The 22,760-nt window shown below is 75.8% G+C and carries 18 protein-coding genes; 9 read left to right on the top strand and 9 right to left on the bottom strand.

All coding sequences use genetic code 11. The features are described from left to right. Positions 1-76 precede the first annotated feature (76 nt). A complete protein-coding gene (locus FKM96_RS04935) occupies positions 77-2,566 on the bottom strand; it encodes a phosphoketolase (RefSeq protein WP_147794296.1) in 2,490 nt (829 codons plus the stop codon). Positions 2,567-2,850: 284 nt separating this feature from the next. On the opposite strand from FKM96_RS04935, the gene FKM96_RS04930 reads away from it, so the two are divergent. Beyond that, the gene (locus tag FKM96_RS04930) at positions 2,851-3,699 is read left to right on the top strand and encodes an SURF1 family protein (protein ID WP_246855208.1); all 849 of its coding nucleotides are present in this window, start codon (positions 2,851-2,853) and stop codon (positions 3,697-3,699) included. Between the two features lie 40 nt (positions 3,700-3,739). Here the strand turns inward: FKM96_RS04930 and FKM96_RS04925 are convergent, their stop codons facing one another. Together FKM96_RS04925 and FKM96_RS04920 are read right to left on the bottom strand one after the other, a co-directional pair. After that, on the bottom strand, positions 3,740-5,473 hold the full coding sequence (locus FKM96_RS04925; protein WP_147794295.1) for an ABC transporter ATP-binding protein: 1,734 nt from the start codon (positions 5,471-5,473) through the stop codon (positions 3,740-3,742). Continuing rightward, positions 5,454-7,391 carry an ABC transporter ATP-binding protein gene (locus FKM96_RS04920; protein ID WP_246855207.1) on the bottom strand — a complete coding sequence of 646 codons (1,938 nt, stop codon included), beginning with the start codon at positions 7,389-7,391 and terminating at the stop codon, positions 5,454-5,456. Before FKM96_RS04920 ends, FKM96_RS04925 begins: the two co-directional genes overlap by 20 nt. A gap of 149 nt (positions 7,392-7,540) precedes the next feature. On the opposite strand from FKM96_RS04920, the gene FKM96_RS04915 reads away from it, so the two are divergent. Beyond that, complete coding sequence (locus FKM96_RS04915) at positions 7,541-7,948, top strand: DUF3817 domain-containing protein (RefSeq protein WP_147794294.1); 408 nt, start codon at positions 7,541-7,543, stop codon at positions 7,946-7,948. 9 nt (positions 7,949-7,957) lie between these two features. Here the strand turns inward: FKM96_RS04915 and FKM96_RS04910 are convergent, their stop codons facing one another. Beyond that, positions 7,958-9,100 carry an acyltransferase gene (locus tag FKM96_RS04910; RefSeq protein ID WP_246855206.1) on the bottom strand — a complete coding sequence of 381 codons (1,143 nt, stop codon included), beginning with the start codon at positions 9,098-9,100 and terminating at the stop codon, positions 7,958-7,960. 235 nt (positions 9,101-9,335) lie between these two features. Here FKM96_RS04910 and FKM96_RS04905 point away from each other — a divergent pair, with 235 nt between their 5' ends. From FKM96_RS04905 to FKM96_RS04895, 3 genes are all read left to right on the top strand, one after another. Continuing rightward, positions 9,336-9,740 carry a MerR family transcriptional regulator gene (locus tag FKM96_RS04905; RefSeq protein WP_147796926.1) on the top strand — a complete coding sequence of 135 codons (405 nt, stop codon included), beginning with the start codon at positions 9,336-9,338 and terminating at the stop codon, positions 9,738-9,740. 75 nt (positions 9,741-9,815) lie between these two features. Beyond that, positions 9,816-11,417 carry a glutamine-hydrolyzing GMP synthase gene (gene guaA / locus FKM96_RS04900; protein ID WP_147794293.1) on the top strand — a complete coding sequence of 534 codons (1,602 nt, stop codon included), beginning with the start codon at positions 9,816-9,818 and terminating at the stop codon, positions 11,415-11,417. A gap of 313 nt (positions 11,418-11,730) precedes the next feature. Next, positions 11,731-12,234 carry an aromatic ring-opening dioxygenase LigA gene (locus FKM96_RS04895; RefSeq protein ID WP_147794292.1) on the top strand — a complete coding sequence of 168 codons (504 nt, stop codon included), beginning with the start codon at positions 11,731-11,733 and terminating at the stop codon, positions 12,232-12,234. A 266-nt stretch (positions 12,235-12,500) separates the two neighbouring features. Here FKM96_RS04895 and FKM96_RS04890 read toward each other — a convergent pair whose 3' ends face one another. The 3 genes from FKM96_RS04890 to FKM96_RS04880 form a co-directional block, all read right to left on the bottom strand. Continuing rightward, complete coding sequence (locus tag FKM96_RS04890; RefSeq protein WP_147794291.1) at positions 12,501-13,448, bottom strand: type IV toxin-antitoxin system AbiEi family antitoxin domain-containing protein; 948 nt, start codon at positions 13,446-13,448, stop codon at positions 12,501-12,503. 229 nt (positions 13,449-13,677) lie between these two features. After that, entirely contained in the window at positions 13,678-14,514 is an 837-nt protein-coding gene (locus FKM96_RS21305) for a hypothetical protein (protein ID WP_147794290.1), read from the bottom strand. Continuing rightward, a complete protein-coding gene (locus FKM96_RS04880; RefSeq protein WP_147794289.1) occupies positions 14,514-16,040 on the bottom strand; it encodes a PspC domain-containing protein in 1,527 nt (508 codons plus the stop codon). The genes FKM96_RS21305 and FKM96_RS04880 overlap by 1 nt, the downstream gene beginning before the upstream one ends. Before the next feature lie 136 nt (positions 16,041-16,176). Here FKM96_RS04880 and FKM96_RS04875 point away from each other — a divergent pair, with 136 nt between their 5' ends. Beyond that, positions 16,177-17,463, top strand: coding sequence for an ATP-binding protein (locus FKM96_RS04875; RefSeq protein WP_147794288.1), 1,287 nt, complete (start codon positions 16,177-16,179; stop codon positions 17,461-17,463). Then, the gene (locus tag FKM96_RS04870; protein WP_147794287.1) at positions 17,460-18,119 is read left to right on the top strand and encodes a response regulator transcription factor; all 660 of its coding nucleotides are present in this window, start codon (positions 17,460-17,462) and stop codon (positions 18,117-18,119) included. Before FKM96_RS04875 ends, FKM96_RS04870 begins: the two co-directional genes overlap by 4 nt. A 37-nt stretch (positions 18,120-18,156) precedes the next feature. Here FKM96_RS04870 and FKM96_RS04865 read toward each other — a convergent pair whose 3' ends face one another. After that, the gene (locus FKM96_RS04865) at positions 18,157-18,678 is read right to left on the bottom strand and encodes a hypothetical protein (RefSeq protein ID WP_147794286.1); all 522 of its coding nucleotides are present in this window, start codon (positions 18,676-18,678) and stop codon (positions 18,157-18,159) included. A 101-nt stretch (positions 18,679-18,779) separates the two neighbouring features. On the opposite strand from FKM96_RS04865, the gene FKM96_RS04860 reads away from it, so the two are divergent. Next, the gene (locus tag FKM96_RS04860; RefSeq protein WP_147794285.1) at positions 18,780-19,130 is read left to right on the top strand and encodes a hypothetical protein; all 351 of its coding nucleotides are present in this window, start codon (positions 18,780-18,782) and stop codon (positions 19,128-19,130) included. Positions 19,131-19,151: 21 nt separating this feature from the next. Here FKM96_RS04860 and FKM96_RS04855 read toward each other — a convergent pair whose 3' ends face one another. Next, on the bottom strand, positions 19,152-20,192 hold the full coding sequence (locus tag FKM96_RS04855; RefSeq protein ID WP_147794284.1) for a LacI family DNA-binding transcriptional regulator: 1,041 nt from the start codon (positions 20,190-20,192) through the stop codon (positions 19,152-19,154). 79 nt (positions 20,193-20,271) lie between these two features. Here FKM96_RS04855 and FKM96_RS04850 point away from each other — a divergent pair, with 79 nt between their 5' ends. Then, positions 20,272-22,719: a glycoside hydrolase family 31 protein gene (locus tag FKM96_RS04850; protein ID WP_147794283.1), complete on the top strand. Its 2,448-nt coding sequence runs from the start codon at positions 20,272-20,274 to the stop codon at positions 22,717-22,719. Positions 22,720-22,760: the final 41 nt, after the last annotated feature.

Below are 22,760 nucleotides of genomic sequence, written 5' to 3'. Positions count from 1 at the left end.
GCCGCCCCGTGTGACCTAGGTCCCAGAAGACCGATGGCCCGCACCGGGGTGGTGCGGGCCATCGGCCACGTCGGGACTACTCGTTGTCGCCGCCCGTCGACAGCGTGGCGGTCGACTGCTGCGGGCCGCCCTCCTCGGTGCCGGTCTCGCCGGCGTCCGGCCACACCCAGTCGCGCACCTCGGGGAGGTCCTCCCCGTGCGCCCGGGTGTAGTCGTGGGCGCGGAGCCGCGCGTCGACCATGCGCTGCCGCAGGCCCGCGTACTTCGAGCCCAGCGACGGCACCTGGTCGATGACGTCGATCACCAGGTGGTACCGGTCGAGGTCGTTGAGCATGACCATGTCGAACGGCGTGGTGGTCGTGCCCTCCTCCTTGTACCCCCGCACGTGCAGGTTCTTGTGCCCCTTGCGGCGGTACGTCAGGCGGTGGATCAGCCACGGGTAGCCGTGGTACGCGAACACGATCGGCTTGTCCGTCGTGAACAGCGTGTTGAAGTCGCGGTCCGACAGGCCGTGCGGGTGCTCCCGCTCGTCCTGCAGCCGCATGAGGTCGACGACGTTGACCACGCGGACCTTGAGGTCGGGCAGCTCCTCGCGCAGGATGTGCGCCGCCGCCAGCACCTCCAGGGTCGGCACGTCGCCGGCGCAGCCGAGGACCACGTCCGGGTCCTCGCCCTCGACCTCGGTGCCCGCCCACTCCCAGATGCCCAGGCCGCGGGTGCAGTGCGCGACGGCCTCGTCCATCGACAGGAAGTTCGGCGCCGGCTGCTTGCCGGACACCACGACGTTGACGTACTGCCGGCTGCGCAGGCAGTGGTCGTACGTCGACAGCAGGGTGTTCGCGTCCGGCGGCAGGTACACCCGGACGATCTCGGCCTTCTTGTTGACCACGTGGTCGATGAAGCCCGGGTCCTGGTGGCTGAACCCGTTGTGGTCCTGGCGCCACACGTGGCTGGACAGCAGGTAGTTCAGCGACGCGATCGGCCGGCGCCACGGGATGTGGTTGGTGACCTTCAGCCACTTCGCGTGCTGGTTGAACATCGAGTCGACGATGTGGATGAAGGCCTCGTAGCTGGTGATCAGGCCGTGCCGGCCCGTCAGCAGGTAGCCCTCGAGCCAGCCCTGGCACTGGTGCTCGGACAGCATCTCGACGACGCGGCCCATGCGGGCCAGGTGGTCGTCGACGTCCGTCGGCAGGTACTCGGCGTTCCACTGCTTGTTGGTCACGTCGAACACGGCCTGCAGGCGGTTGGACGCCGTCTCGTCCGGGCCGAAGATCCGGAAGTTGTCCGGGTTCCGCCGGATGACCTCGGTGAGGTACTTGCCGAGCTCGCGCGTGGCCTCGGAGATCGAGCCGCCGGGCACCGGCACGTCCACCGCGAAGTCGCGGAAGTCGGGCAGCCGCAGGTCCTTGAGCAGCAGCCCGCCGTTGGCGTGCGGGTTGTCGCTCATGCGCAGCGTGCCGCCGGGGGACAGGGCCGTGATGTCCGCCTTGACCGAGCCGTCCGCCTCGAACAGCTCCTCCGGGCGGTACGACTTCAGCCAGCCCTCGAGGACCTGGAGGTGCTCGTCGGTGTCGCGGGCGCTGGCCAGCGGGACCTGGTGCGAGCGCCAGGAGTTCTCGACCTGCTTGTCGTCGATGACGGGCGGGCAGGTCCAGCCCTTGGGGGTCTTGAAGACGATCATCGGCCAGGCCGGGCGGGACTCGTCGCCCGCCGCGGCGCGCGCCTTGATCTCCGCGATCTCGTCCAGCACGACGTCGAGCAGCTCGGCGAACCGGGCGTGCACGGCCGCGTGGTCCTCGCCGTCGAAGCCGCCGACGAACAGGTGCGGCTTGTGGCCGTACCCGCGCATGAGGTCGAGGAGCTCCTCCTCCGGGATGCGCGCCAGGACGGTCGGGTTCGCGATCTTGTACCCGTTGAGGTGCAGGATCGGCAGCACGACGCCGTCCTTGGCCGGGTCGATGAACTTGTTCGAGTGCCAGGACGTCGCCAGCGGGCCGGTCTCGGCCTCGCCGTCGCCGACGACCGCCGCGACCAGCAGGTCCGGGTTGTCGAACGCCGCGCCGTACGCGTGGGACAGCGCGTAGCCGAGCTCGCCGCCCTCGTGGATCGACCCGGGGGTCTCCGGCGCCACGTGCGACGGGATGCCGCCCGGGAACGAGAACTGGCGGAACAGGCGGCGCACGCCCTCCTCGTCCGGCGTGATGTCCGAGTAGACCTCGGAGTACGTGCCGTCCAGGTAGGCGCTGGCGACCAGGCCCGGGCCGCCGTGGCCGGGGCCGGTCAGGTAGAGCGTCGACTGCTGGCGCTCCGCGATCACGCGGTTCAGGTGCGCGTACAGGAAGTTCAGACCCGGCGTCGTGCCCCAGTGACCGAGGAGCCGCGGCTTCACGTGGTCCTTGGTCAGCGGCTCGCGCAGCAGCGGGTTGGCCAGCAGGTAGATCTGCCCGACCGACAGGTAGTTGGCCGTCCGCCACCAGGCGTCGATCCGTCGGAGCGTCTCGTCCGACACCGGCTGGCCGGAACCGGCCCGCCAGGTCTCGGGCCTCGACGTCGTCGTAGTCATGCTCTCTCCCCGTTTCGCAGAACCACGGATGTGCCGTGGGCCCGGTCGAGCACCCCCCGCCGGGGCCACACCAGCCTTGCGGCGCCTCGCGTCGCGAGCCGGGACGTCCGACCTAGGGCGCCCCGTGGCCGCGCGAGGCGGCCGTCAACCATCCAACCTCATCCCCCTTCCGGGCGCACCAGGCCTGGGTCGCCGGGTGGCTGTGGGTCGCGTCACCTGCGACGACGTGCCTCCGGGGCGGTCGCGGGGAACGCTCGCCCAGCCGCGCCGGGTACCGTGACGGGGTGCCCCCGACCCCGCCCGCGGAGCCGCCGCCGACGCTGTGGCGGGTCGCCCGCACGCCCCGGATGATCGGGCTGCTCGTGCTGTTCCTCGCCGTCGCCGCCGTCTGCGGGCGGCTCGGCGCCTGGCAGCTCGAGCGCGCGGAGGTGCGGGGCGCCGCCGCCCAGGCCGCGAAGCTCGCCGAGGTCGAGGCCCAGGAGCCCGTGCCGATCGCCGAGGTGCTGCTGCCGCAGACGACCTTCGAGGGCGCGCTGGTCGGGCGCCGCGTCGAGGTGACGGGGGAGGAGTACGAGGCCGACGGGCAGCTGCTGGTGCGCGACCGCGCGCTGGACGGCCGCACGGGCTCGCTGGTGCTGACGCCCCTGCGGGTGGCGTCCGACGACCCGGCCGTCGACGGGGCGGTGCTGCCGGTGGTGCGCGGCTGGGTCGCGGGCGACGATCCCGCGGCGCCGGGGCTCGAGGTGCCCACCGGGACCGTGACGGTGACGGGGTACCTGCAGGCGTCCGAGGACTCCGGCGCCGAGCACGGGACGCAGGACGCGGGGACGACCGACTCGATCTCGTCCGCCGAGCTGCTCGGCGTGTGGGGCGGCCCGATCTGGACCGGCTACGCCGTGCTGACCAGCTCGCAGCCCGCGCAGGACGTCACGATCGAGCTGCTGCCGCCGCCCACCCGGTCGGGGACCGGGCTCAACATCCAGAACCTCGGGTACGCCGCGCAGTGGTTCGTGTTCGGCGGGTTCGCGGTGTTCCTGTGGGTGCGGCTGCTCAAGGACGAGGTGCTGCGGCTGTCGGGGGCGTTCGACCCGGAGGAGGAGCCGGCGCCCGGGGACCGGACGCCGAGCACCTGACCCCGACCGCCGTGCTCGCGCCGCGCGCGACCCGCCCGCCCTACTCCCGCTGCCAGGAGTGCCAGAGCGAGGCGTAGTCCCCGCCGGCGGCGACCAGCTCGTCGTGCGGCCCGATCTCGCTGATCCTGCCCGCGTCGACGACGGCGACCCGGTCCGCGTCGTGGGCGGTGTGCAACCGGTGCGCGATCGCGACGACCGTGCGGCCCTCGAGCACGGCGGACAGCGACCGCTCCAGGTGCCGCGCGGCGCGGGGGTCGAGGAGCGAGGTCGCCTCGTCCAGCACCAGGGTGTGCGGGTCGAGCAGCACGAGCCGGGCGAGGGCGATCTGCTGCGCCTGCGCCGGGGTCAGCGCGGTGCCGCCGGAGCCGACCGGCGTGGCGAGGCCCTCGGGCAGCGCCCGCACCCAGTCCCACGCGTCGACCGCGCGCAGCGCCCGCTCGAGCGCCGCGTCGTCGGCCTCCGGGTCGGCGAGCCGCAGGTTGTCCGCGAGCGGGCCGACGAACACGTGGTGCTCCTGGGTGACCAGGGCGACGTGGCCGCGCAGCTCGTCCAGCGGCAGGTCGACCAGCGGCACCTCGCCCACGGTGACCGACCCGCCCGTGGGCGGGTGGATCCCGGCGAGCATCCGGCCGAGCGTCGACTTGCCCGCGCCGGACGGCCCGACGACCGCGAGCCGCTCGCCCGGGCGCAGGCCCAGGTCGATGCCGTGCAGCACGTCGTGCCCCTCGCGGTAGGCGTACCGGACCGCGCGGGCCGTCACGTCCGAGCCGGCGGGCCGCGCGTCGCGCGCGGTCCGGTCGGGGGCGACGTCGGCGACGCCGAGGATCCGGGCCAGCGAGGTCGCACCGACCTGGATCTCGTCGAGCCAGAAGATGAGCTCGCCGATCGGGTGGATGATCTGCGTCGCGTACAGCGCGATGGTCGTGACCGCGCCGATCGTGGCGTGGCCCGTCGAGATGAGGTACGCGCCCCAGGCGAGCACCGCGACGACCGGCAGCACGAACGACGTGTCGACGCCGGGGAACAGCACCGAGCGCAGGTTGAGCGTGGCGCTCTCGGCCGCGAACGCCTCCCGCAGGTCGGCGTCCACCCGGGCGCGGCGGCGCGCGCCGAGGCCCAGGGCGTCGACGGTGCGCGCGCCCTCGGCGGACTCCGTGATGGTGCCGTTGAGCGCGGCGTACGCGGCGGACTCGCGCAGGTAGGCCGGGGCCGCACGGCGCAGGTACCACCGGGTGACGGCCAGCAGCAGCGGGACGCCCGCGAGCAGGCCGACGGCGACCAGCGCGTTCGTGGCGAACGCGGCGACCAGCGTGAGCACGATCGTCGCGGCCGTGACCAGCAGGCGGGGCACGCCGAACCGGACCGTGTACTGGACGCGGTCGATGTCGGTGGTCGTGCGCGCGACGAGGTCGCCGGTGCCGGCGCGCTCGACCGTCGACAGCGGCAGCCGGGTGACCGTGGCGACGAACTCCTCGCGGAGCTCGGCGAACACCGACTCGCCGAGCACCATCGCGGCGCGCTGGGCGTACCGGATGAGCACGGTCTGGGCGAGCACGGCCACGACCAGGACGAGGACCGTCCGGTCGACGACCGACGTGGTGGTGCCGGAGACCACCGCGTCGACCAGCCGGCCGAGCAGCCACGGGCCGGCCAGGCCGGCGGTGGCGGCGAGCACGTGCAGCAGCACGACGACGCCGAGGCCGCGGCGGTGCCGGCGGAGCAGCGCGGCGGTGTGCCGGCGCAGCGCGGGGGCGTCAGCGACGGGCAGCTTCACGGCGGTCCTCCTCGTCGGTCGTCGCGGTGGTCGTGGTCGTGGTCGTGGCGGTGGGGGTCGCACCCTCCGCTGCCGGCGTCCCGGCGGGCGCGTCGGCGTGGTCGTCCTCCGCGCGAGACACCACCGCGCGGTAGGCCGCGCCGGTCGCGTCCCGCGCCGTGACGAGGTCGCGGTGCGTGCCGGTCGCGACGACCCGCCCGCCGGCGACCAGCGCCACCTCGTCGACGACGTCGAGCACCAGGGGGCTGGCCGTCACGACGACCGTGGTCGCGCCGCGGCGGGCGTCGGCGAGCCGGCGGGCGATCCGCGCTTCGGTGTGGGCGTCGACGGCGCTGGTCGGCTCGATCAGCACGAGCACCTCCGCGCCGGTGAGCAGCGCGCGGGCGAGGGCGACGCGCTGCCGCTGGCCGCCGGAGAGCGAGCGGCCCTTCTCCTCGACCTCGCCGTCCAGACCGCCGGGCACCGAGTCGAGCACGTCGCCCGCGTCGGCGACCCGCATGGCCTCGAGCAGGGCCTCGCGGTCGGCGCCGCCGCGCACGTCGAGCTCGTCGGCCAGCAGGCCGGTGAACAGGTGCGGGGTCGACTCGGCGACCACGACGCGGTCCCGGACCTCGGCGAGGCCGAGCTCGGTGAGCAGCGCGCGACCCCAGCGGACGCGGGACAGTCCGGGGTCGTCGGCGGCGCCGGCGCGTGCGTCGACCAGCGTCCCGTCCTGGCCCGACTCGTCGAGGTCCTCGTCGTCCGCCCCGCCGTGCCGCGCCGGACCCAGCCGGCCCAGCCGCAGCGCGAGCCGCGCGGTCTCGTCCGGGTCGGCGCTCACCAGCGCGGTGATCCGGCCCGGCCGCACGACCAGCCCGCTGCCTTCGTCCACCAGCGGCTCGCCGGCCGCGGGCGACGGTGCCGGGGTCACCGGGTCGTCGGAGCCCGCGACGCGCACGGACAGCACGCGGATGATCTTGCGCGCGCCGACCACCGCGCGGGTGACCACGCGGATCGCCTCGCTCGCGGTCCACAGCGGCTGGGTGAGGAACGCCGCGAAGCCGTAGAACGCGACGAGCTGGCCCGGCGTGATGTCGCCGCTGATCGCGAGCCGCGCACCGGCCCACACGACCACCGCCAGGAACAGCCCCGGCAGCAGCGTCTGCAGCGCGTCGAGCAGCGACTGGGTCTGCGACACCCGCACGCCCGCCGCACGCACCTGCTGCGACTGGGCGCGGTACCGGCCGGCGAACACGTCCTCGCCGCCGATGCCGCGCAGGATCCGCAGGCCGGAGACGGTGTCCGCGCCGAGCGTGGTGAGCCGCCCGGTCGCCTCGCGCTGCTCCGCCTGCCGCTTCTGCAGCGGGCGGACGAGCAGCGACAGCACCGCGACGACGACCGGCAGCCCCAGCAGCACGAGGAGGCCGAGCGGCACCGACGTGCTCAGCAGCACCGCGCCGAGCACCAGGTAGGCCGCGATGCCGCCGACGAGCCGGGGGAGGATGGCGTACACCTCGCCCATCCGGAGCGCGTCGGAGGCGACCGTGGCGACGACCTCGCCGGTCGGCAGCTCGTCGGTGACGGCGTCGCCGGTCCGGGTCACGTGGTGGCCGACCTGCTGTGAGGACGCGAACGCGGCGCGCAGCCAGTTCTCGACGTCGAGCCGGTGGCCCCACACGTTCGTGCCGACCTGCACCATGCCGAGCGCGAACACGCCGAGGCAGCCGAGCCACAGCGCGGCGCCCAGGCCGTCGTCGAGCCCGTCGTCGACGACGCGGCCGAGCTGCCACGGGAGCAGGGCGGCGGCCACGTTGCCGACGACGGCGACCGCGGTCGCGCCCGCGAGCACGCCGAGCTGCCGGCGTCCCTGCCAGAGCATGAGGCGCCAGGGGCCGGTCAGCGGCGGTCGGCCGGGGTCGGGCTGGGGGAGGGGTCGCACGTCGGTCAACGCTACGGGTGACCCCCGACACAGCGGCAAGCGTTTTGACCGGTGGACGCCACCGCGGGGCGCCGCCGTCGGTCACGACGCCCGCCGCGTGAGCGAGAATCGTCGGAGCGTCCCGCCCCCGCCCGAGGAGACCTGCTGCGATGACCGAGCCCACCGGCCAGCCCACGCCCGCCCCCGCCGCCCCGGCGGCGCGCCCGGCCCCCGTGCACCCCGCCGCGGCCGGCCGGCTGACGCGGTACCGCGTGATGGCGTTCGTCACCGGCACGATGCTGCTGGTGCTGTGCCTCGAGATGGTGCTCAAGTACGTGTTCCACGCCAACGGGGTCGACCCGGCGACCGGGTCGCCGCTGCCGGTCCTGGGCACCTGGATCGCCATCGTGCACGGCTGGATCTACGTGGTGTACCTGTTCACGGTCGTGCAGCTGTGGTCGGCGATGCGCTGGTCGCTGGGCCGGCTCGTGACGATGGCGCTCGCGGGCGTCGTGCCGGTCATGTCGTTCATCCTCGAGCGCCGGGTGCACGCCGACGCGCAGGCCCGCCTGGGCTGAGCCGCCTGGTCAGGCCGTGGCGGCGGCCGGGCGGCGCGCCCGCCACCGCGCCACCGGGCGCTCGACGAGCCACCAGCTCGCGGTCGCCGCCAGCAGGGTCAGCCCGATGCCGAGCGCGATCCCGCCGAGGTCGTCGGGGTGCCCGAGCCAGCGCACGATCGCGCCGTTCCACAGGTACGCCGCGTACGACACCGTGCCGAGCGCGACCGCGGGCCGGAGCCAGCGCGACGGCAGCGTCCGCCAGCCCCCGACGTAGCTGATCAGCACGACGGTGGCGACGGCCACCGCGGGGACGCCCAGCAGGTACCAGGCGGTGTGCCCGGCCAGCCCGGTGAGCAGCGTGCCGCCGAGCAGCGCCACCACGATCCCGGCCTGCACCGCGCGACGGGCGCGGACCGTCTGCGGCAGCCGGGCGGCCAGCGCCGTGCGCCCCAGGTACCCCGCACAGCCGATGAGCAGCGCCGCCCCCCAGGAGGTCGGCAGGGCGTACACCCGGGCCACGTCCGGCACGACGAGCAGGAGCGTCACGATGCAGGCGGCCAGCGCCGCGGCGACGGCGACCCCGGTGGTGGCGCGCAGCCACCCGCGCCGCCACGCCCAGGCCAGCACCAGGGGCCACACCAGGTAGAACTGCTCCTCCGCGGCGAGGGTCCAGAAGTGGTAGACCGACTCGCTGCCGTGCGGCAGGCCCGGGATGTTGATCGTGTACGTCAGCGCGGCGACCAGGGTCTCCGGCACCAGGTGCGCCTGGCCGAGCAGGTCGAACGCGCCCTCGACGACGACGTAGCCCGCGAGCATCAGCAGCAGCGGCGGGTAGAGCCGGAGCAGGCGGTGGCCGTAGAACCGGCCGAACCGGATCCGCCCGCCGCGGTCGAGGTCGCGCATCAGGACGCCGGTGATGAGCCAGCCCGACAGCGCGAAGAACACCGTGACGCCGAGGACGCCCGCGGCACCGAAGACGTCGGGCGCGGCGTGGTTCAGCAGCACCAGGCCGACCGCCAGGCCGCGGAGCGCGTCGAGGCCGGGAAGCCGCGCGGGCCGCGCGGGCGCACCCGGGGCGGGGGAGGCGGGCACCGGCGACGCCAGGCCCGTGCCGGGCAGGCCGGTGCCGGTGGTCGTCGTCGGCGCGCTCGCCGGTGCGTCATCCCTCACGTAACGGAAGGTATGTCCGCTTTGCGAGGTTTGAGAAGGGTGCTGCGCCGTGCGGGTGACGACCGGCACCGGATCTTCACACGGGCACCCGACGCTCACGTGACAGGAGGGTGGGGACGCGCGTCCCGGCCGCGACGCCCGGCGCCGCCGGGACGTCGGTCCGGCCGGCGCCGACCCCGCGTGGCTATGCTGACGCCGCCCGGTGCGGAAGGAGGTGGCCGTGAGCCTGCACCACATGCAGATCGGCGAGGTCGCCGAGCGCACCGGCCTGTCGCTGCGGACCATCCGGTACTACGGGGAGGTCGGCCTCGTCCGGCCCTCGGCCCGCACGCACGGCGGCTTCCGCCTCTACACCGAGCCCGACATCGCACGGCTGGAGCTGATCAAGCGCATGAAGCCGCTCGACTTCTCCCTCGACGAGATGGGCGACCTGCTCGGCGTGCTCGACAAGATCAACGAGCCGGGCATCGACGCCGAGGAGCACGAGGCGCTGCTCGAGCGCCTGCGCATGTACCGGCTGGCCGCGGAGGAGCGGTCCCGGGCGCTGCGCGAGCAGCTCGCCGTCGCCGAGGACTTCCACGAGAGCCTCCGCAAGGAGATCAGCCGGCAGCGCCGCATCGGCGAGCGCTCCGGCTCCTGAGGCCGGCGCCCCGCGGGGTCGCCGGGGCGTCCCGGCGCGTCCCGGGCTGTCGGCGGGGCGCACTACCCTGGTGGGGTGACCGACGCTCCCGACACGCCCGCGCCGCCGCCCACCGACTCGCCCCGCCCCGTCCTCGTCGTCGACTTCGGCGCGCAGTACGCGCAGCTCATCGCGCGCCGCGTCCGCGAGGCGAGCGTCTACTCCGAGATCGTGCCGCACACGGCCTCGGTGCAGGACATGCTGGCCAAGGACCCGTCGGCGATCATCCTCTCCGGCGGCCCGTCCTCGGTGTACGCCGAGGGCGCCCCGTTCGTCGACCCCGCCCTGTTCGAGGCCGGCGTCCCGGTGCTCGGCATCTGCTACGGCTTCCAGGCGATGGCCAAGGCCCTCGGCGGCGAGGTCGCGCAGACCGGCAACCGCGAGTACGGCGGCACCCCGGTGGAGGTCGTCACCAACGGCACCGTCCTCGCCGACAGCCCCGAGCAGCAGACCGTCTGGATGAGCCACGGCGACGCCGTGCACGCCGCGCCCGAGGGCTTCGAGGTGCTCGCGACGTCGGCCGGCTCCCCGGTCGCCGCGTTCGAGGACCGCGCCCGCCGGCTGTTCGGCGTGCAGTGGCACCCCGAGGTCAAGCACTCGCCGCTCGGCCAGCGCACCCTCGAGCACTTCCTCTACGAGGGCGCCGGCCTGGCGCCCGACTGGAACCCGGGCAACGTGATCGCCGACCAGGTCGAGCGGATCCGCGCCCAGGTCGGCAGCGCCCGCGTCATCTGCGGCCTGTCCGGCGGCGTCGACTCCTCCGTCGCGGCCGCGCTCGTGCAGAAGGCCGTCGGCGACCAGCTCACCTGCGTGTTCGTCGACCACGGCCTGCTGCGCACCGGCGAGGCCGAGCAGGTCGAGCAGGACTTCGTCGCGTCCACCGGGGTCAACCTCAAGGTCGTCGACGCGCGCGAGCGGTTCCTGCACGCGCTCGCGGGCCACACCGACCCCGAGACCAAGCGCAAGATCATCGGCCGCGAGTTCATCCGCGTGTTCGAGGACGCCGCGCGCGAGGTCGTCGAGGAGGCCGGCGCCCACGGCGACGAGGTCAAGTTCCTCGTCCAGGGCACGCTGTACCCGGACGTCGTCGAGTCCGGCGGCGGCGAGGGCGCGGCCAACATCAAGAGCCACCACAACGTCGGTGGCCTGCCGGACGACCTGCAGTTCGAGCTGGTCGAGCCGCTGCGCGCGCTGTTCAAGGACGAGGTCCGCGCCGTCGGCCTGGAGCTCGGCGTGCCGGAGGCCATCGTCTGGCGCCAGCCGTTCCCGGGTCCCGGCCTGGGCATCCGGATCATCGGCGAGGTCACCCAGGAGCGGCTCGACGTGCTCCGTGCCGCGGACGTCATCGCCCGCGAGGAGCTGACCCGCGCCGGCCTGGACCGCGACATCTGGCAGTGCCCCGTCGTGCTGCTCGCCGACGTGCGCTCCGTGGGCGTGCAGGGCGACGGCCGCACCTACGGCCACCCCGTCGTGCTGCGCCCGGTGTCCTCCGAGGACGCCATGACCGCCGACTGGACCCGCCTGCCGTACGACGTGCTGGCGACGATCTCCACCCGCATCACCAACGAGGTCCCCGAGGTCAACCGCGTGGTGCTCGACGTCACGAGCAAGCCGCCGGGCACCATCGAGTGGGAGTGAGCTGACGCGCCGCGGCCCGGTGCCCCGACAGGGGTGCCGGGCCGTCGTGCGTCCCGATCGTCCGGAGCGGGTGGGCGCCGACCAGGACCTATGTCCTAGGCTGACTGGGTGTCATAGCTGGGACCAAGGGCCCGACCAGCGGAAATCCGGTCTTTGTGCCCGGCTTCACAAAGCAGGATCGTGGCCGTTTCCGTGACCTTGGTCCCACGGCGCGGCCGACGGGGGAGACAGGCTCTTCCACGTGGGGCTCACAGGTTCCACCGGGTCGACCGACGGTCGTCCCGCACCGGGGGTATCGGAAGGGAACACGACCATGGCAACCGTGGCAGCGACGGGCGGCTCGAAGGCTGCTCGCGTCATCGGCATCATCACGGCGATCGCCGGCATCGTCCTCATCATCGCCGGCGGCGTCACCTGGGGCTCCGTCTCCAGCCACCTCGCCGACGAGAACATCACCGTCTCGGAGGACGCCGCGAACTTCGGCGGCCAGGCCGTCACCAGCCCGTGGACGGCGTTCGCGCAGGCCGACATCATCCAGCACCACGCCCTCGAGGCGACCGGCGGCAAGACCTACGCCGAGCTCGAGCAGGACGACCCGCTGCGCGACGTCGCGATGAACGCGTCCTTCCTGCGGGCCTCGCTGTTCACCTCGGTCGTGGCCTTCGGCGTCGCCGCCCTGGTCATGGGCCTGGGCGTCCTGTTCATCCTCGTCGGCTGGGCGCTGTTCGCCCTGGGCGGCCGCAAGGCCGTGGCGACCACGGACACCACCCGCCCCGCCGGCACCGCGCCGGGCGTGGAGGAGAACGTGCGGGCCTGACACCCGCGCACCGCACGGCCGAGGGCCGGGACCCCGAGGGGGTCCCGGCCCTCGCCCGCGCCCGCGCCGTGCGCCCGCGCCGCGCCCGCCTGCCGCTCGCCGCGCGGCACCTGCCGCCGAGCGAGTAGTCGACGCGTCGAGCGAGTAGTCGCTGACTACCCCCTCGACGTGTCGGTTGCCCGCTCGGCGCGCGGCGCGGGCGCGCGGCGGGGCTGGCGTGCGCCGGCGGGTGAACGCGGCCGAGCGCCGCGCCGCGCCGGCGTGCGTCAGGGGGCGGGCCGGACTCCGGCGGTCGCGAGGACGCGCGCCAGGCGGCCAGCGTCGAGGGCGTCGCGCCACGTCCAACGGACGACCCGCAGGCCGGTGGCGCGGATCCGGTCCTCGCGTCGCTTCTCCGCCCACACCCTGTCCTCGACGGTGGCGCGGTCGCCGACCCCGTCCACGCGGTACTTCAGCCGGCCGTCGAACTCGCCGACCACGCCGAGCTCCTCCCAGAGGAAGTCGACGCGACCGACGAGCCCGCTGCTGTCGCGCACCTCGCGCTGCAGCGAAGCCCGCGGCAGATCGAGCTCGATCATCCGTGCACGACTGAGCGACTCCCCGGGAGACTCGGCACCGGCGTCCGCCTCGGCCAGCACCCGGCGGGCCGCGCGGACCCCGCGCCCGCTCCCCGCGGCGGCGAGCTCCCGGGCGAGGTCGTCCGGGTCGACCCGGTGCCGGTGCAGCGCGTCGTCGGCCAGTGCGAGCCCGCGCGCGAAGGACCCTGTCCGAGACAGGTCGACGACGGTACGGGCGAGGGTCGTGACGGTCACGCCGTCGACGGCGCGCACGTCCGGAAGGGTGGCCAGCCGGTGTCGCCGCACGCCGCGGGTCGAAGGAGTGCCCCGCGCGTCCAGGACCAGGACTTGCACATCTGACGGCCATCCCTCGAGCAGCGGGAGCCGCCACATCGCGGCGGCCGACTCGTACCCGAACACGGGCGCTGCGAGGCTGCGGGCTGCGGCGCGGACGAGGAGGCGGTGGCGCTCGGCCCGGTCAGCGGACTCCCAGGTCGCGGCGGGCACGTACGCGCCGTGCCGGACGCGCACGAACGCCCCTGCCCGCACGGCGCGGCGGAGGTCCTCACCCGCCAGCCCGCTCGTGCGCACGTCGTCGGCGGTGACGGGGCCGAGGACGGGTGCGCGCGGTTCTGCGAGTGCCCTGGCGCTGCCCATGCCTCCACCCTGCCGGACGGCGCCTGCGGCGCGGCGGTCGTCCACAGGCCGATCCCGCGTGCCGGCCTCGGAGGTCCAGCGTCCGCCGGGGCCACCCGACGCCGAGAGAGCAGTCGACGCGTCGAGCGAGTACTCGTGGAGTACTCGCTCGACGCGTCGACTGCTCGGTGGACGGGGCGTGGGCAGTGCGCCGGCTGCGCGCGGCGCGGAGCGCCGGGCGCCGACGGGGTCAGCGGGCGGCGCGCTGGTCGCGGCGCTTGCGGCGGCCCGCGGTCAGGAGCGAGCCGACCAGGAGGGCGACGCCCGCCGCGGCCAGCAGCACGATGAGCGTGAGCTGCAGGTCGATGCTGACGCCCGCCGCCACGGCGAGCACCAGGATGCCGACCGCCGCGACGATCAGGCCCCACACCACGGTGCCCGCCCGCGGGCCGCGGTCCTCCGGCTCCGGCACGGGGGCCGGGGCGGGGGGCGCCGGGGTGCCGTACGCGGGGGCGCCGTACCCCGCGCCGCCGCCCGCGGGTGCGCCGTACGCCGGCGTGCCCGAGGGCGCGGAGCCGTACGGGGACGGGCCGGTCGACGGGCCGGTCGCCGGGGCTGCCGACGAGGCTGCCGCCGGGGCTGCCGCCCAGGACGACTCCCGCACGGGCGCCGCAGGCGCCAGCGGTGCGCCGGTCGCGGCCGGCTCGTCGTCGCCCGGGGCGGTCCCCGCGACGGTCTCGAGGCGGGCGGTGTCGCCCACCGCGTCGATCCGCTGCGTCGCGCCCTGGGTCGCGGCGACCGCCGTGTCGTCGGTCCGACGGCCGGCGTCGTGCGTCTCGATGACGGCCGTGTCGTCCGCCGCTTCGGCCGGGCGACCGGCGTCGTGCGTCTCGATCACCGCCGTGTCGCCGACGGCGTCGATCTGCTGCGTGGCGTCGTCCGCGTCCTCGGCGGCCGCGGCCGCGTCGACCCGGTCGATCTGCTCGGTGGCGTCCTCCGGGCTCTCGGCGTCGGTGCGCGCGATGTGCTCGGTGACGGGCTCGTCCGCGCCGTCGGGGCGGGGGGCCTCGGGGCCGGTGCTGGTCATCAGTCCTCCTCGATGGTGATGCTGCCGACGCCGACCTCGACCGTGAGCTCGATCTCGGCGTCCTCGCGGCCCGACATGGCCTCGCTGGTGAAGGTGCGGTCGTGGCCGACGCCGTCGCTGCGCTCGTTCTTGCCGTCGACCTTCCAGGTGACGTTGCCGGCACCGGAGCTGACGTCCGCGACGACCGCGGCACCCTCCGGGACGACGACGGTGACGTCGCCGAGGCCGCCGCTGATCGGCACGACCAGGGTGTCGTCCGTGAGCGGGACCCCGGTGAGGTCGACGGTGGCGTCGCCGACGCCGAACGAGTAGCCGCGCTCGGCCACGGCCCGGGAGGTCACGGCGGTGTCGATGCTCTGCACCGGGCCGCTGCCGTTGTCCCAGCGGTCCCAGTCGCCCCAGCGGGCGTCGTCCGCGACCGCCGCGGGGCCGGCGACGACGATGCCGACGATCGCCAGCGCGGTCAGGCCGCCCGCGGTGCGACCGCGGAGCCCGGAGACGATGATCGCCAGGCCGACGAGAGCCAGGCCACCGCCGACGACCACGGCCGCGACGGGGCCGTCGTAGACGCCGGCGCGGTCGGCCGCGAGCAGCGCGGCCAGGCCGATGAGGATGAGCGCGACGACCACGCCGGTGACGGCGGCGCCGGGGCCACGGCGCGGGGGTCGCGGCGGGCGCGGGGGCGTGGGCGGCGCCGGGGGCGGCGGCGTCCAGCCGCGGCTCGGGGGAGAGGGCGCGGGTTGGGCGGGCCCTGGTGGCGCCGCGCGCCGGAGCCGGCCGGGGCCGAGCCGTAGGGCGGCGGGCCGGCGGGCGGCGCGGCGGGGCCGGAGCCGTACGGGGCGCCGGCCGGGGCCGAGGCGCTCGCGCCGGCCGGTGCGGCGGCCGCGTAGGGCGCCGCCGGGCGCGGGGCGGCGTCGGCCGGCGGGGCCGGCGGGGTGCTGGGGCTGGTCATCGGACGCTGTCCTTCCGGGTACGGGGGCTGCCACGACGCGGTGGGCGGCTGGCCGTCCCGCCCCCCGCCGCAGTGCGGTGACGAGGACGACGATCCCGGCGACCACGGCGGCGAACCACGCGAAGCCGCTGAACCAGCCGGACCGGAACGGGCCCCAGCTGAACCACCAGTCGCCGGCGCTGAACCCGACGACCACGAGGGCGATCGCGCCGAGCAGGGCGACGTCGAAGTTCCCGCGGATGGTCTCCTCGAGGTGGATCCGGCCGTCGGACTCCTCGGGGAGCAGCGCCCAGGCGAGCCCGTACAGCACGAAGCCGAAGCCCATGAGCAGGGTCACGCCGACGAGGCCGCGGGCGAGGAGCGGGTCGATCCCGAACCGGGTGGCGAGCCCGCCGGCGACGCCGCCGACCCAGCGGTCCTGGGAGCGGGAGATGCCGGCGCGGCGGATCGCCGCGAAGAACCCGGCCATCGCGTGGCCGCCGGTCGGGGGAACGGGTGGGGGCACGGGGCCGGGTGCGCCGCTGCCGCTCGGCGGCACGGTGCCCGACCCGCGGTCGGCGCTGTCGTTCGTCATGGCTCGATCCTGACGCGCGGGGCACCCCCGGCGGCATCGGGTACCCCCCTGACCCGCCCCTGAATGTGCCCCGGGGGTCCCTGATCCTGGGCCCCGAGGGGCGCCCGGGGGGTCCGGGACGTGTGACGATCAGGGCATGGAGTCCCTGTCCCGCCTGCCGCTGCGGCGCCCGGAGCGCGGCCGCGTGGTCGGCGGTGTCGCGGCCGGCCTCGCGCTGCACCTGGGCGTGCCGGTGCGCCTGGTGCGCGTGCTGTTCGCGCTGCTCACCCCGGTGGGCGGGATCGGCGTGGCCCTGTACGTGTTCTGGTGGGTGACGATCCCGGTGGGTGACCCCGCGGCCGCCGCGGGCGCCGGGCGTCCCGCCGAGCTGTCCCGCCTGCACCGCCCGCTGGAGCGCGACGCCGTGCAGCGGCTGCGCCGGCTGCCGTGGACCGAGATCGCGGTCGGGGTCGCGCTGCTCGCCGGCGCGGTGGCCATGCTGCTGGCCCGGGCGGGCACGGACGTGGTCGGCAACTGGGTGGTGCCGGTGCTGCTGCTGGTGGCGGGCGCGGCGCTCGCGTGGAGCCAGCTCGACGCGGTGCAGCGTGGGCGCCGGGGCGGCGGCCGCGGCCCGGTGAGCGTGCTGCGCCTGGTCGGCGGCCTGGTCATCGCGGGCGTGGGCGTGCTGCTGCTGGTCGGCCAGGAGGCGACGCCGGGCACCCTGGTGCAGTCGACGGTCGCCGCCGTGGCGGTGCTCGGCGGCGTCGCCCTGGTGCTCGCGCCGTGGTGGCTGCGGCTGGTCCGGGAGCTCGGCGACGAGCGCGCCGCCCGCGCCCGGGAGTCCGAGCGCGCCGACATCGCCGCCCATCTGCACGACTCCGTGCTGCAGACCCTCGCGCTGATCCGTGCCCGGGCCGACGACCCGACGGAGGTCGCCCGGATGGCCCGCGCCCAGGAGCGCGAGCTGCGCGCGTGGCTGTACGACGACCGCCCGGCGCCGGGCACCTCGGTGGCGGCGGTGCTGGCGGCGATCGTCGCGGAGATCGAGGACACCCGCACCGGCCCGGACGGCGAGGCCGTGACGATCGAGACGGTCGTCGTCGGCGACACCGAGCCGGACGCCAGCACCGACGCGCTGCTGCAGGCGACCCGCGAGGCGCTGCTGAACGCGGTGCGGCACGGGCGACCGCCGGTGTCGCTCTACCTGGAGGCCGGGCCCGGCGAGGTCGAGGTGTTCGTCCGCGACCGCGGGGACGGTTTCGACCCGGACGCCGTGCCGGACGACCGGTTCGGCGTGCGCGAGTCGATCCTGGGGCGGGTGCGCCGCCGGGGCGGGACGGCGTCGGTGGTGTGCAAGGACGGCGGCGGCACCGAGGTGCGGCTGCGGATGCCGCTGGTGCGCGAGCGCGCGACGGCGGACGACGAGAGGACGATGCAGGGATGAACGACGCTCCGGTCGACGTGGTGCTGGTCGACGACCACCTGATGTTCCGCGCGGGCGTCAAGGCGTCCCTCGACGACCGGGTGCACGTCGTCGGCGAGGCCGCGACGGTCGACGAGGCGATCCAGGTCGTGCGGGCGACGCAGCCCCCGGTGGTGCTGCTCGACGTGCACCTGCCCGGCGGCGACGGCGGCGGCGGTGCCGAGGTCATCCGCGCGTGCACCGACCTGCTGGGCGGGACCCGGTTCCTCGCGCTGTCGGTGTCGGACGCGGCGGAGGACGTGGTCGCGGTGATCCGCGCCGGCGCGCGCGGCTACGTGACCAAGGCGATCTCCGGTCCCGACCTGTGCGACGCGGTGCTGCGGGTGGCCGGCGACGACGCGGTGTTCTCGCCGCGGCTCGCGGGGTTCGTGCTCGACGCGTTCGGCGCGGCCGCGGGCGACGTGGCGACGGGCGACGACGAGCTCGACCGGCTGTCGGCGCGCGAGCGCGAGGTCATGCGCCTGATCGCGCGCGGGTACTCCTACCGCGAGGTGGCGGGGGAGCTGTTCATCTCGATCAAGACGGTCGAGACGCACGTGTCGGCGGTGCTGCGGAAGCTGCAGCTGTCCTCGCGGCACGAGCTGACCCGGTGGGCGGCGGCGCGCCGGCTGCTCTGAGCCGGGCGCGCCGCCGCGGCCGCGCGGTGGCGGGGCGTCAGCCGATGTTGCACTCGTAGCGCACGCCGTCGACGTAGTGCACGCCGTTCCCGAGGTCCGCGCAGGTCTCGACGAGCGAGGCGACGCCGAACGCGCCGAGCGCCAGGGCGACGACCCCGGCGACCAGCCACAGCGCGCCGACGATCACGCCCGCCACCGCCAGGCCGCGGCCCGGGACGCCGCCGCGGCGCCCGCGCACCAGGACCACGATGCTGATGACGAGGCCGACCAGGGCCGTGCACGGGATCAGCGCGGTGACCAGGCCGACGATCGCGAGCGTGGGCGACGGAGCCGGCTGCGGCGCGACCGGGTAGGGGCCGGGCGGGGTCGCGGGGTCGGGGTAACCGGCGGCGGGCTGCGGCGCGGCGGGGGTCGGGTAGGCGCCGGGAGCGGGGTACGCCCCGGGGGTCGGCTGCGCCGCCGGGGGCGGGTACGCGCCGGCCGCCGGGTGCGTCGCGGGCGTCGGCTGCGACGCGCCGGGGGACGACTCGCCGGGGTTCGGGTGCTCGGGGGTGGTCATGACATCCTCGTGGCTCGGGGTCGTCGGGCACAGCGGTGCGCGGCCGGCGAGGCCGCGCAGGGGATCCTTGCACGCACCGGGCACCGAGCGAGGGAAGTCCCATGAGCGTCGTGTACGGCCTGCTCGTCGTGCTGCACCTGGTCGGCTGGGCGATCGTGCTGGGCGGGTGCCTGGTCACGCTGCGGCAGCCGGCGTTCCCGAAGGGCGCGCTGCACGGCGCCCTGACCGCGCTGGTCACCGGGATCGTCATGGTCGGGCTGCGGTCCGCCGAGGTCGCCGGGCTCGAGCCGCCGGACAACGCGAAGATCGGCGTGAAGCTGCTGGTCGCGCTCGTCGTGACCGGGCTGGTCTGGTACGGCACCCGCAAGCCGGAGAAGGTCACCCGCGGCCTGGTCGGCGCGACCCTGGGCCTGACCCTCGTGAACATCCTGGTCGCGGTGCTCTGGCGCTGACCGCGCGCCGGGCCGGCGCCGTCAGCGCGGCGCCGGCCCCGTCGACTCCCGCGCCACCAGCGCGACCGGCACCGTCGCCGAGCGCGGGGCCGCGTCGTCACCGGTCACCAGGCCGAGCAGCAGCTCCGCCGCCAGCCGGCCCTTGCCCGCCGTGTCCTGGGCGACCGTCGACAGCCGCGGGGTGACCTGCCGGGCGAGCTCGGCGTCGTCGTAGCCGAGCACCGACACGTCGTCGGGCACCCGCAGCCCGGCGTCGGCGAGCCCGCGGACCACGCCGGCCGCCAGGACGTCGGCGGTCGCGAACACCGCGGTCACGGACCCGGCGCGCACGTCCGCCGCCAGGCGCCCGCCCAGCACGACCCCCTCGTCGTAGGTCGTCCGGGCGTGCGCCGTCCGCACCGCCTCCGGGGGCAGCCCGGCCTCGGCCGCGGCCGCGCGGAACCCCGCGAGCCGCTCGGCGACCACCCGGCTCGCCGCGTCGACGGGCCCGCACAGCAGCAGCCGGCGGTGCCCGAACCCGGCCAGGTGCGTGCCGGCGAGGTGGCCGCCGGCGCGGTCGTCCGACCGGACGCGCGCGTGCCGCGGCCCGGCGTCGGCGGGACCGCCCTCGGCGTCGACCAGGACGGCCCGGAGCGTCCCCGGCAGGTCGAGCGCGGCGAGCGCGTCGTCGGTGAAGCCCATGACGACCACTCCGTCGAGCCCCCACCGGCGCACCGAGTCCCGGACGTCGTCCGCGTCGCCGACGCCCCGCAGCATGAGGTGGTGGTCCCGGCCGCGCAGCGCGGCCTCGAGCGCGCCGGTGACGGCGACGTCGTGCGGGCTGCCGAGCAGGGTGACGCCGTCGGGGCGGCCCGGCAGCAGCAGGCCGACGAGGCGGGAGCGGCGCGCGACGAGCGACCGGGCGGCGGCGCTGGGGACGTAGCCGAGGTCGGCGACGGCGCGTTCGACGCGGGCGGCGGTCGCGGGGGACACCCGCTCGGCGCGGCCGTTCACCACGTTGGACACGGTCATCACGCTGACGCCGACCTCGCGCGCGATGTCCTTGAGCGTGACGCGGTCCACCGGCGGCCTCCTCCGGACGGGGACCGCGGCGGCTCGCGGCCCGTTGACGCTGGTCGGAGTTCAACGCTAAACAGGAGGCGTGACCGCGCCGACGCAGCCCCAGCCCGACCGTCCCCGGCAGCCCGGGGGCCCTCTCGCCCTCGCGACCGGCCCCGCGCCCGACGGCACCGCTGACCCGCGCGCGGTGGTCCAGGGCGACCGCTGGCGCATCACGGTGCTCGACGAGGGGCTGGTGCGGCTGGAGCGCGCCGAGGACGGCCGGTTCGAGGACCGCCCGAGCACGTTCGCCCGGCACCGCGCGCTCCCGGTCCCGGAGTTCCGCGTCGTCGACCGCGGGCACGTCGTCGAGGTCGTCACGTCGCGGCTGCGGGTCGTCTACGACCGCGGCCCGTTCAGCACCGCGGGCCTGTCGGTCGAGGTCACGGGCGGCGTCAGCGCGTACCACTCGACGTGGCGGTACGGGCAGCCGGCCGAGGGCCTGGGCGGCACCGCGCGGACGCTCGACGAGGCGGACGGCCGGGTCCCGCTCGAGGGCGGCGTGGTGTCCCGGCAGGGCTACGCGGTGCTCGACGACTCCCGGTCGATGGTGTTCGAGGCCGACGGCTGGGTGGCCCCGCGCGACGGCTCCCGGCAGGACCTGTACGTGTTCGGCTACGCCCACGACCACGCCGAGGCGCTGCGCGCGTTCCACGCCGTGTCCGGCCCCGTGCCGGTGCTGCCGCGGTGGGCGCTCGGCACCTGGTGGAGCCGGTTCCACCGGTACACCGCCGAGGGCTACCGGGAGGTCGTCGAGCGGTTCGCCGCCGAGCAGATCCCGCTGTCGGTGTCGGTGCTCGACATGGACTGGCACGTCACCGAGGTGGACCCCGCGCTCGGCTCCGGCTGGACCGGGTACACGTGGAACCGCGACCTGTTCCCCGACCCGCCCGCCCTGCTGTCCTGGCTGCACGACCGGGGCCTGCGGGTCACGCTGAACGTGCACCCGGCGGACGGCGTGCGCGCGCACGAGGACGCGTACGCCGCGATGTGCGCCGCGCTCGGCCGGGAGCCCGACGGGGACCCGATCGCGTTCGACGTCACCGACCGGGAGTTCCTCGCGGCGTACTTCTCGGTGCTGCACCGGGGTCTCGAGCGGGACGGCGTCGACTTCTGGTGGGTCGACTGGCAGCAGGGCGCGCACTCGCGCGTCGCCGGGATCGACCCGCTGTGGATGCTCAACCACTTCCACTACGTCGACAGCGCCCGGGACGGCCGCCGCGGCCTGACGTTCTCCCGGTACGCCGGGCCGGGCAGCCACCGGTACCCGGTCGGCTTCTCCGGGGACACCGTCATCACCTGGGACTCGCTCGCGTTCCAGCCGGAGTTCACCGCGACGGCCGCGAACATCGGCTACGGCTGGTGGTCGCACGACATCGGCGGGCACTACTTCGGCGTCCGCGACGAGGAGCTGGCGACCCGGTGGGTGCAGCTCGGCACCTTCTCGCCGGTGCTGCGGCTGCACTCGTCGGACAACCCGTTCACCAGCAAGGAGCCGTGGTCGTTCGGGCCGCACGCCCGCCAGGTGCAGACGGCGTTCCTGCGGCTGCGGCACCGGCTCGTGCCGTACCTGCACACGATGAACCACCGGGCCGCCGCGGAGTCGCAGGCGCTGGTCCGCCCGCTCTACCACGCGTGGCCGGACCGCCCCGAGGCGTACGACGCGCCGCAGCAGTTCCTGTTCGGCTCGGAGCTGCTGGTCGCGCCGGTGACGACGCCCACCGACCCGGTGACCCGCGCGTCCGCGGTGCGGGCGTGGCTGCCGCCGGGCACCTGGGTCGACGTGCTGACGGGCGCGGTGTACGACGGCGACCGGCTGCTCGACCTGCACCGGACGCTCGACTCGATCCCGGTGCTGGCGCGGCCGGGCGCGGTCGTGCCGCTCGACGGCGCCGAGGTGCCGGGCAACGACCCGGTGAACCCGGCGCACCTGGAGCTGCTGGTCGTGCCGGGCGCCGACGGCGCGTTCACGCTGGTGGAGGACGACGGGGCGGGCGACGGCACGGACCCGGCCGGGATCGCCCGGACGCCGATCACCTGGGCCGACGCGCCGGGGACGCTCGCGGTCGGCCCGGTCGCGGGCGCGACGGCGTGCGTGCCGGCCGAGCGGGACTGGACGCTCACGCTGGTGACCGCCGGGGCGACGGAGGACGCGGCGGGGGCCGTGCGCGCCACCGTCGACGGGGCGCCGGTGCCCGCCGAGGTGCGCGTCACCGACGACGGCCGCCCCCGGGTCGAGGTGCGCGGGGTGCCCGCCGGCGCGCGGCTCGAGGTGACGTGCGGCACGGTCCCGCTGGCCGGCCCCGAGCCCGACGCCGAGGTGCTGCGGGTGCTCCGCGGGGCGTGGACGGAGAACGCGCTGCTGACCCGGGCGCTGGCCGCGGCGACGTCCGACCGGCCGCTGCACGTGCGGCTGTCGCACCTGGAGGCGCTGGACCTGCCGGCGTCGCTGCTGTCCGCGTTGCGCGAGGTCCTGCTGGCGCGGGGCTGAGACGCCGCGGGTGTCGGTGGGGGCGCCTAGGCTTGGCCCTG

It is taken from the genome of Cellulomonas sp. Y8, assembly GCF_008033115.1.
In the GTDB taxonomy this organism is placed as follows: domain Bacteria; phylum Actinomycetota; class Actinomycetes; order Actinomycetales; family Cellulomonadaceae; genus Cellulomonas.
Note: the sequence above shows the minus strand (reverse complement) of the source record. Positions and strands in the feature narration are given on the sequence as shown.

What these genes read in the sequence shown, in the direction of transcription:
- FKM96_RS04865 (WP_147794286.1), bottom strand. Translation starts at nt 18,678, where the DNA reads ATGACCACCCCCGAGCACCCGAACCCCGGCGAGTCGTCCCCCGGCGCG.
- FKM96_RS04935 (WP_147794296.1), bottom strand. Translation starts at nt 2,566, where the DNA reads ATGACTACGACGACGTCGAGGCCCGAGACCTGGCGGGCCGGTTCCGGC.
- FKM96_RS04875 (WP_147794288.1), top strand. Translation starts at nt 16,177, where the DNA reads ATGGAGTCCCTGTCCCGCCTGCCGCTGCGGCGCCCGGAGCGCGGCCGC.
- FKM96_RS04890 (WP_147794291.1), bottom strand. Translation starts at nt 13,448, where the DNA reads ATGGGCAGCGCCAGGGCACTCGCAGAACCGCGCGCACCCGTCCTCGGC.
- FKM96_RS21305 (WP_147794290.1), bottom strand. Translation starts at nt 14,514, where the DNA reads ATGACCAGCACCGGCCCCGAGGCCCCCCGCCCCGACGGCGCGGACGAG.
- FKM96_RS04895 (WP_147794292.1), top strand. Translation starts at nt 11,731, where the DNA reads ATGGCAACCGTGGCAGCGACGGGCGGCTCGAAGGCTGCTCGCGTCATC.
- FKM96_RS04915 (WP_147794294.1), top strand. Translation starts at nt 7,541, where the DNA reads ATGACCGAGCCCACCGGCCAGCCCACGCCCGCCCCCGCCGCCCCGGCG.
- FKM96_RS04880 (WP_147794289.1), bottom strand. Translation starts at nt 16,040, where the DNA reads ATGACGAACGACAGCGCCGACCGCGGGTCGGGCACCGTGCCGCCGAGC.
- FKM96_RS04870 (WP_147794287.1), top strand. Translation starts at nt 17,460, where the DNA reads ATGAACGACGCTCCGGTCGACGTGGTGCTGGTCGACGACCACCTGATG.
- FKM96_RS04905 (WP_147796926.1), top strand. Translation starts at nt 9,336, where the DNA reads ATGCAGATCGGCGAGGTCGCCGAGCGCACCGGCCTGTCGCTGCGGACC.
- FKM96_RS04860 (WP_147794285.1), top strand. Translation starts at nt 18,780, where the DNA reads ATGAGCGTCGTGTACGGCCTGCTCGTCGTGCTGCACCTGGTCGGCTGG.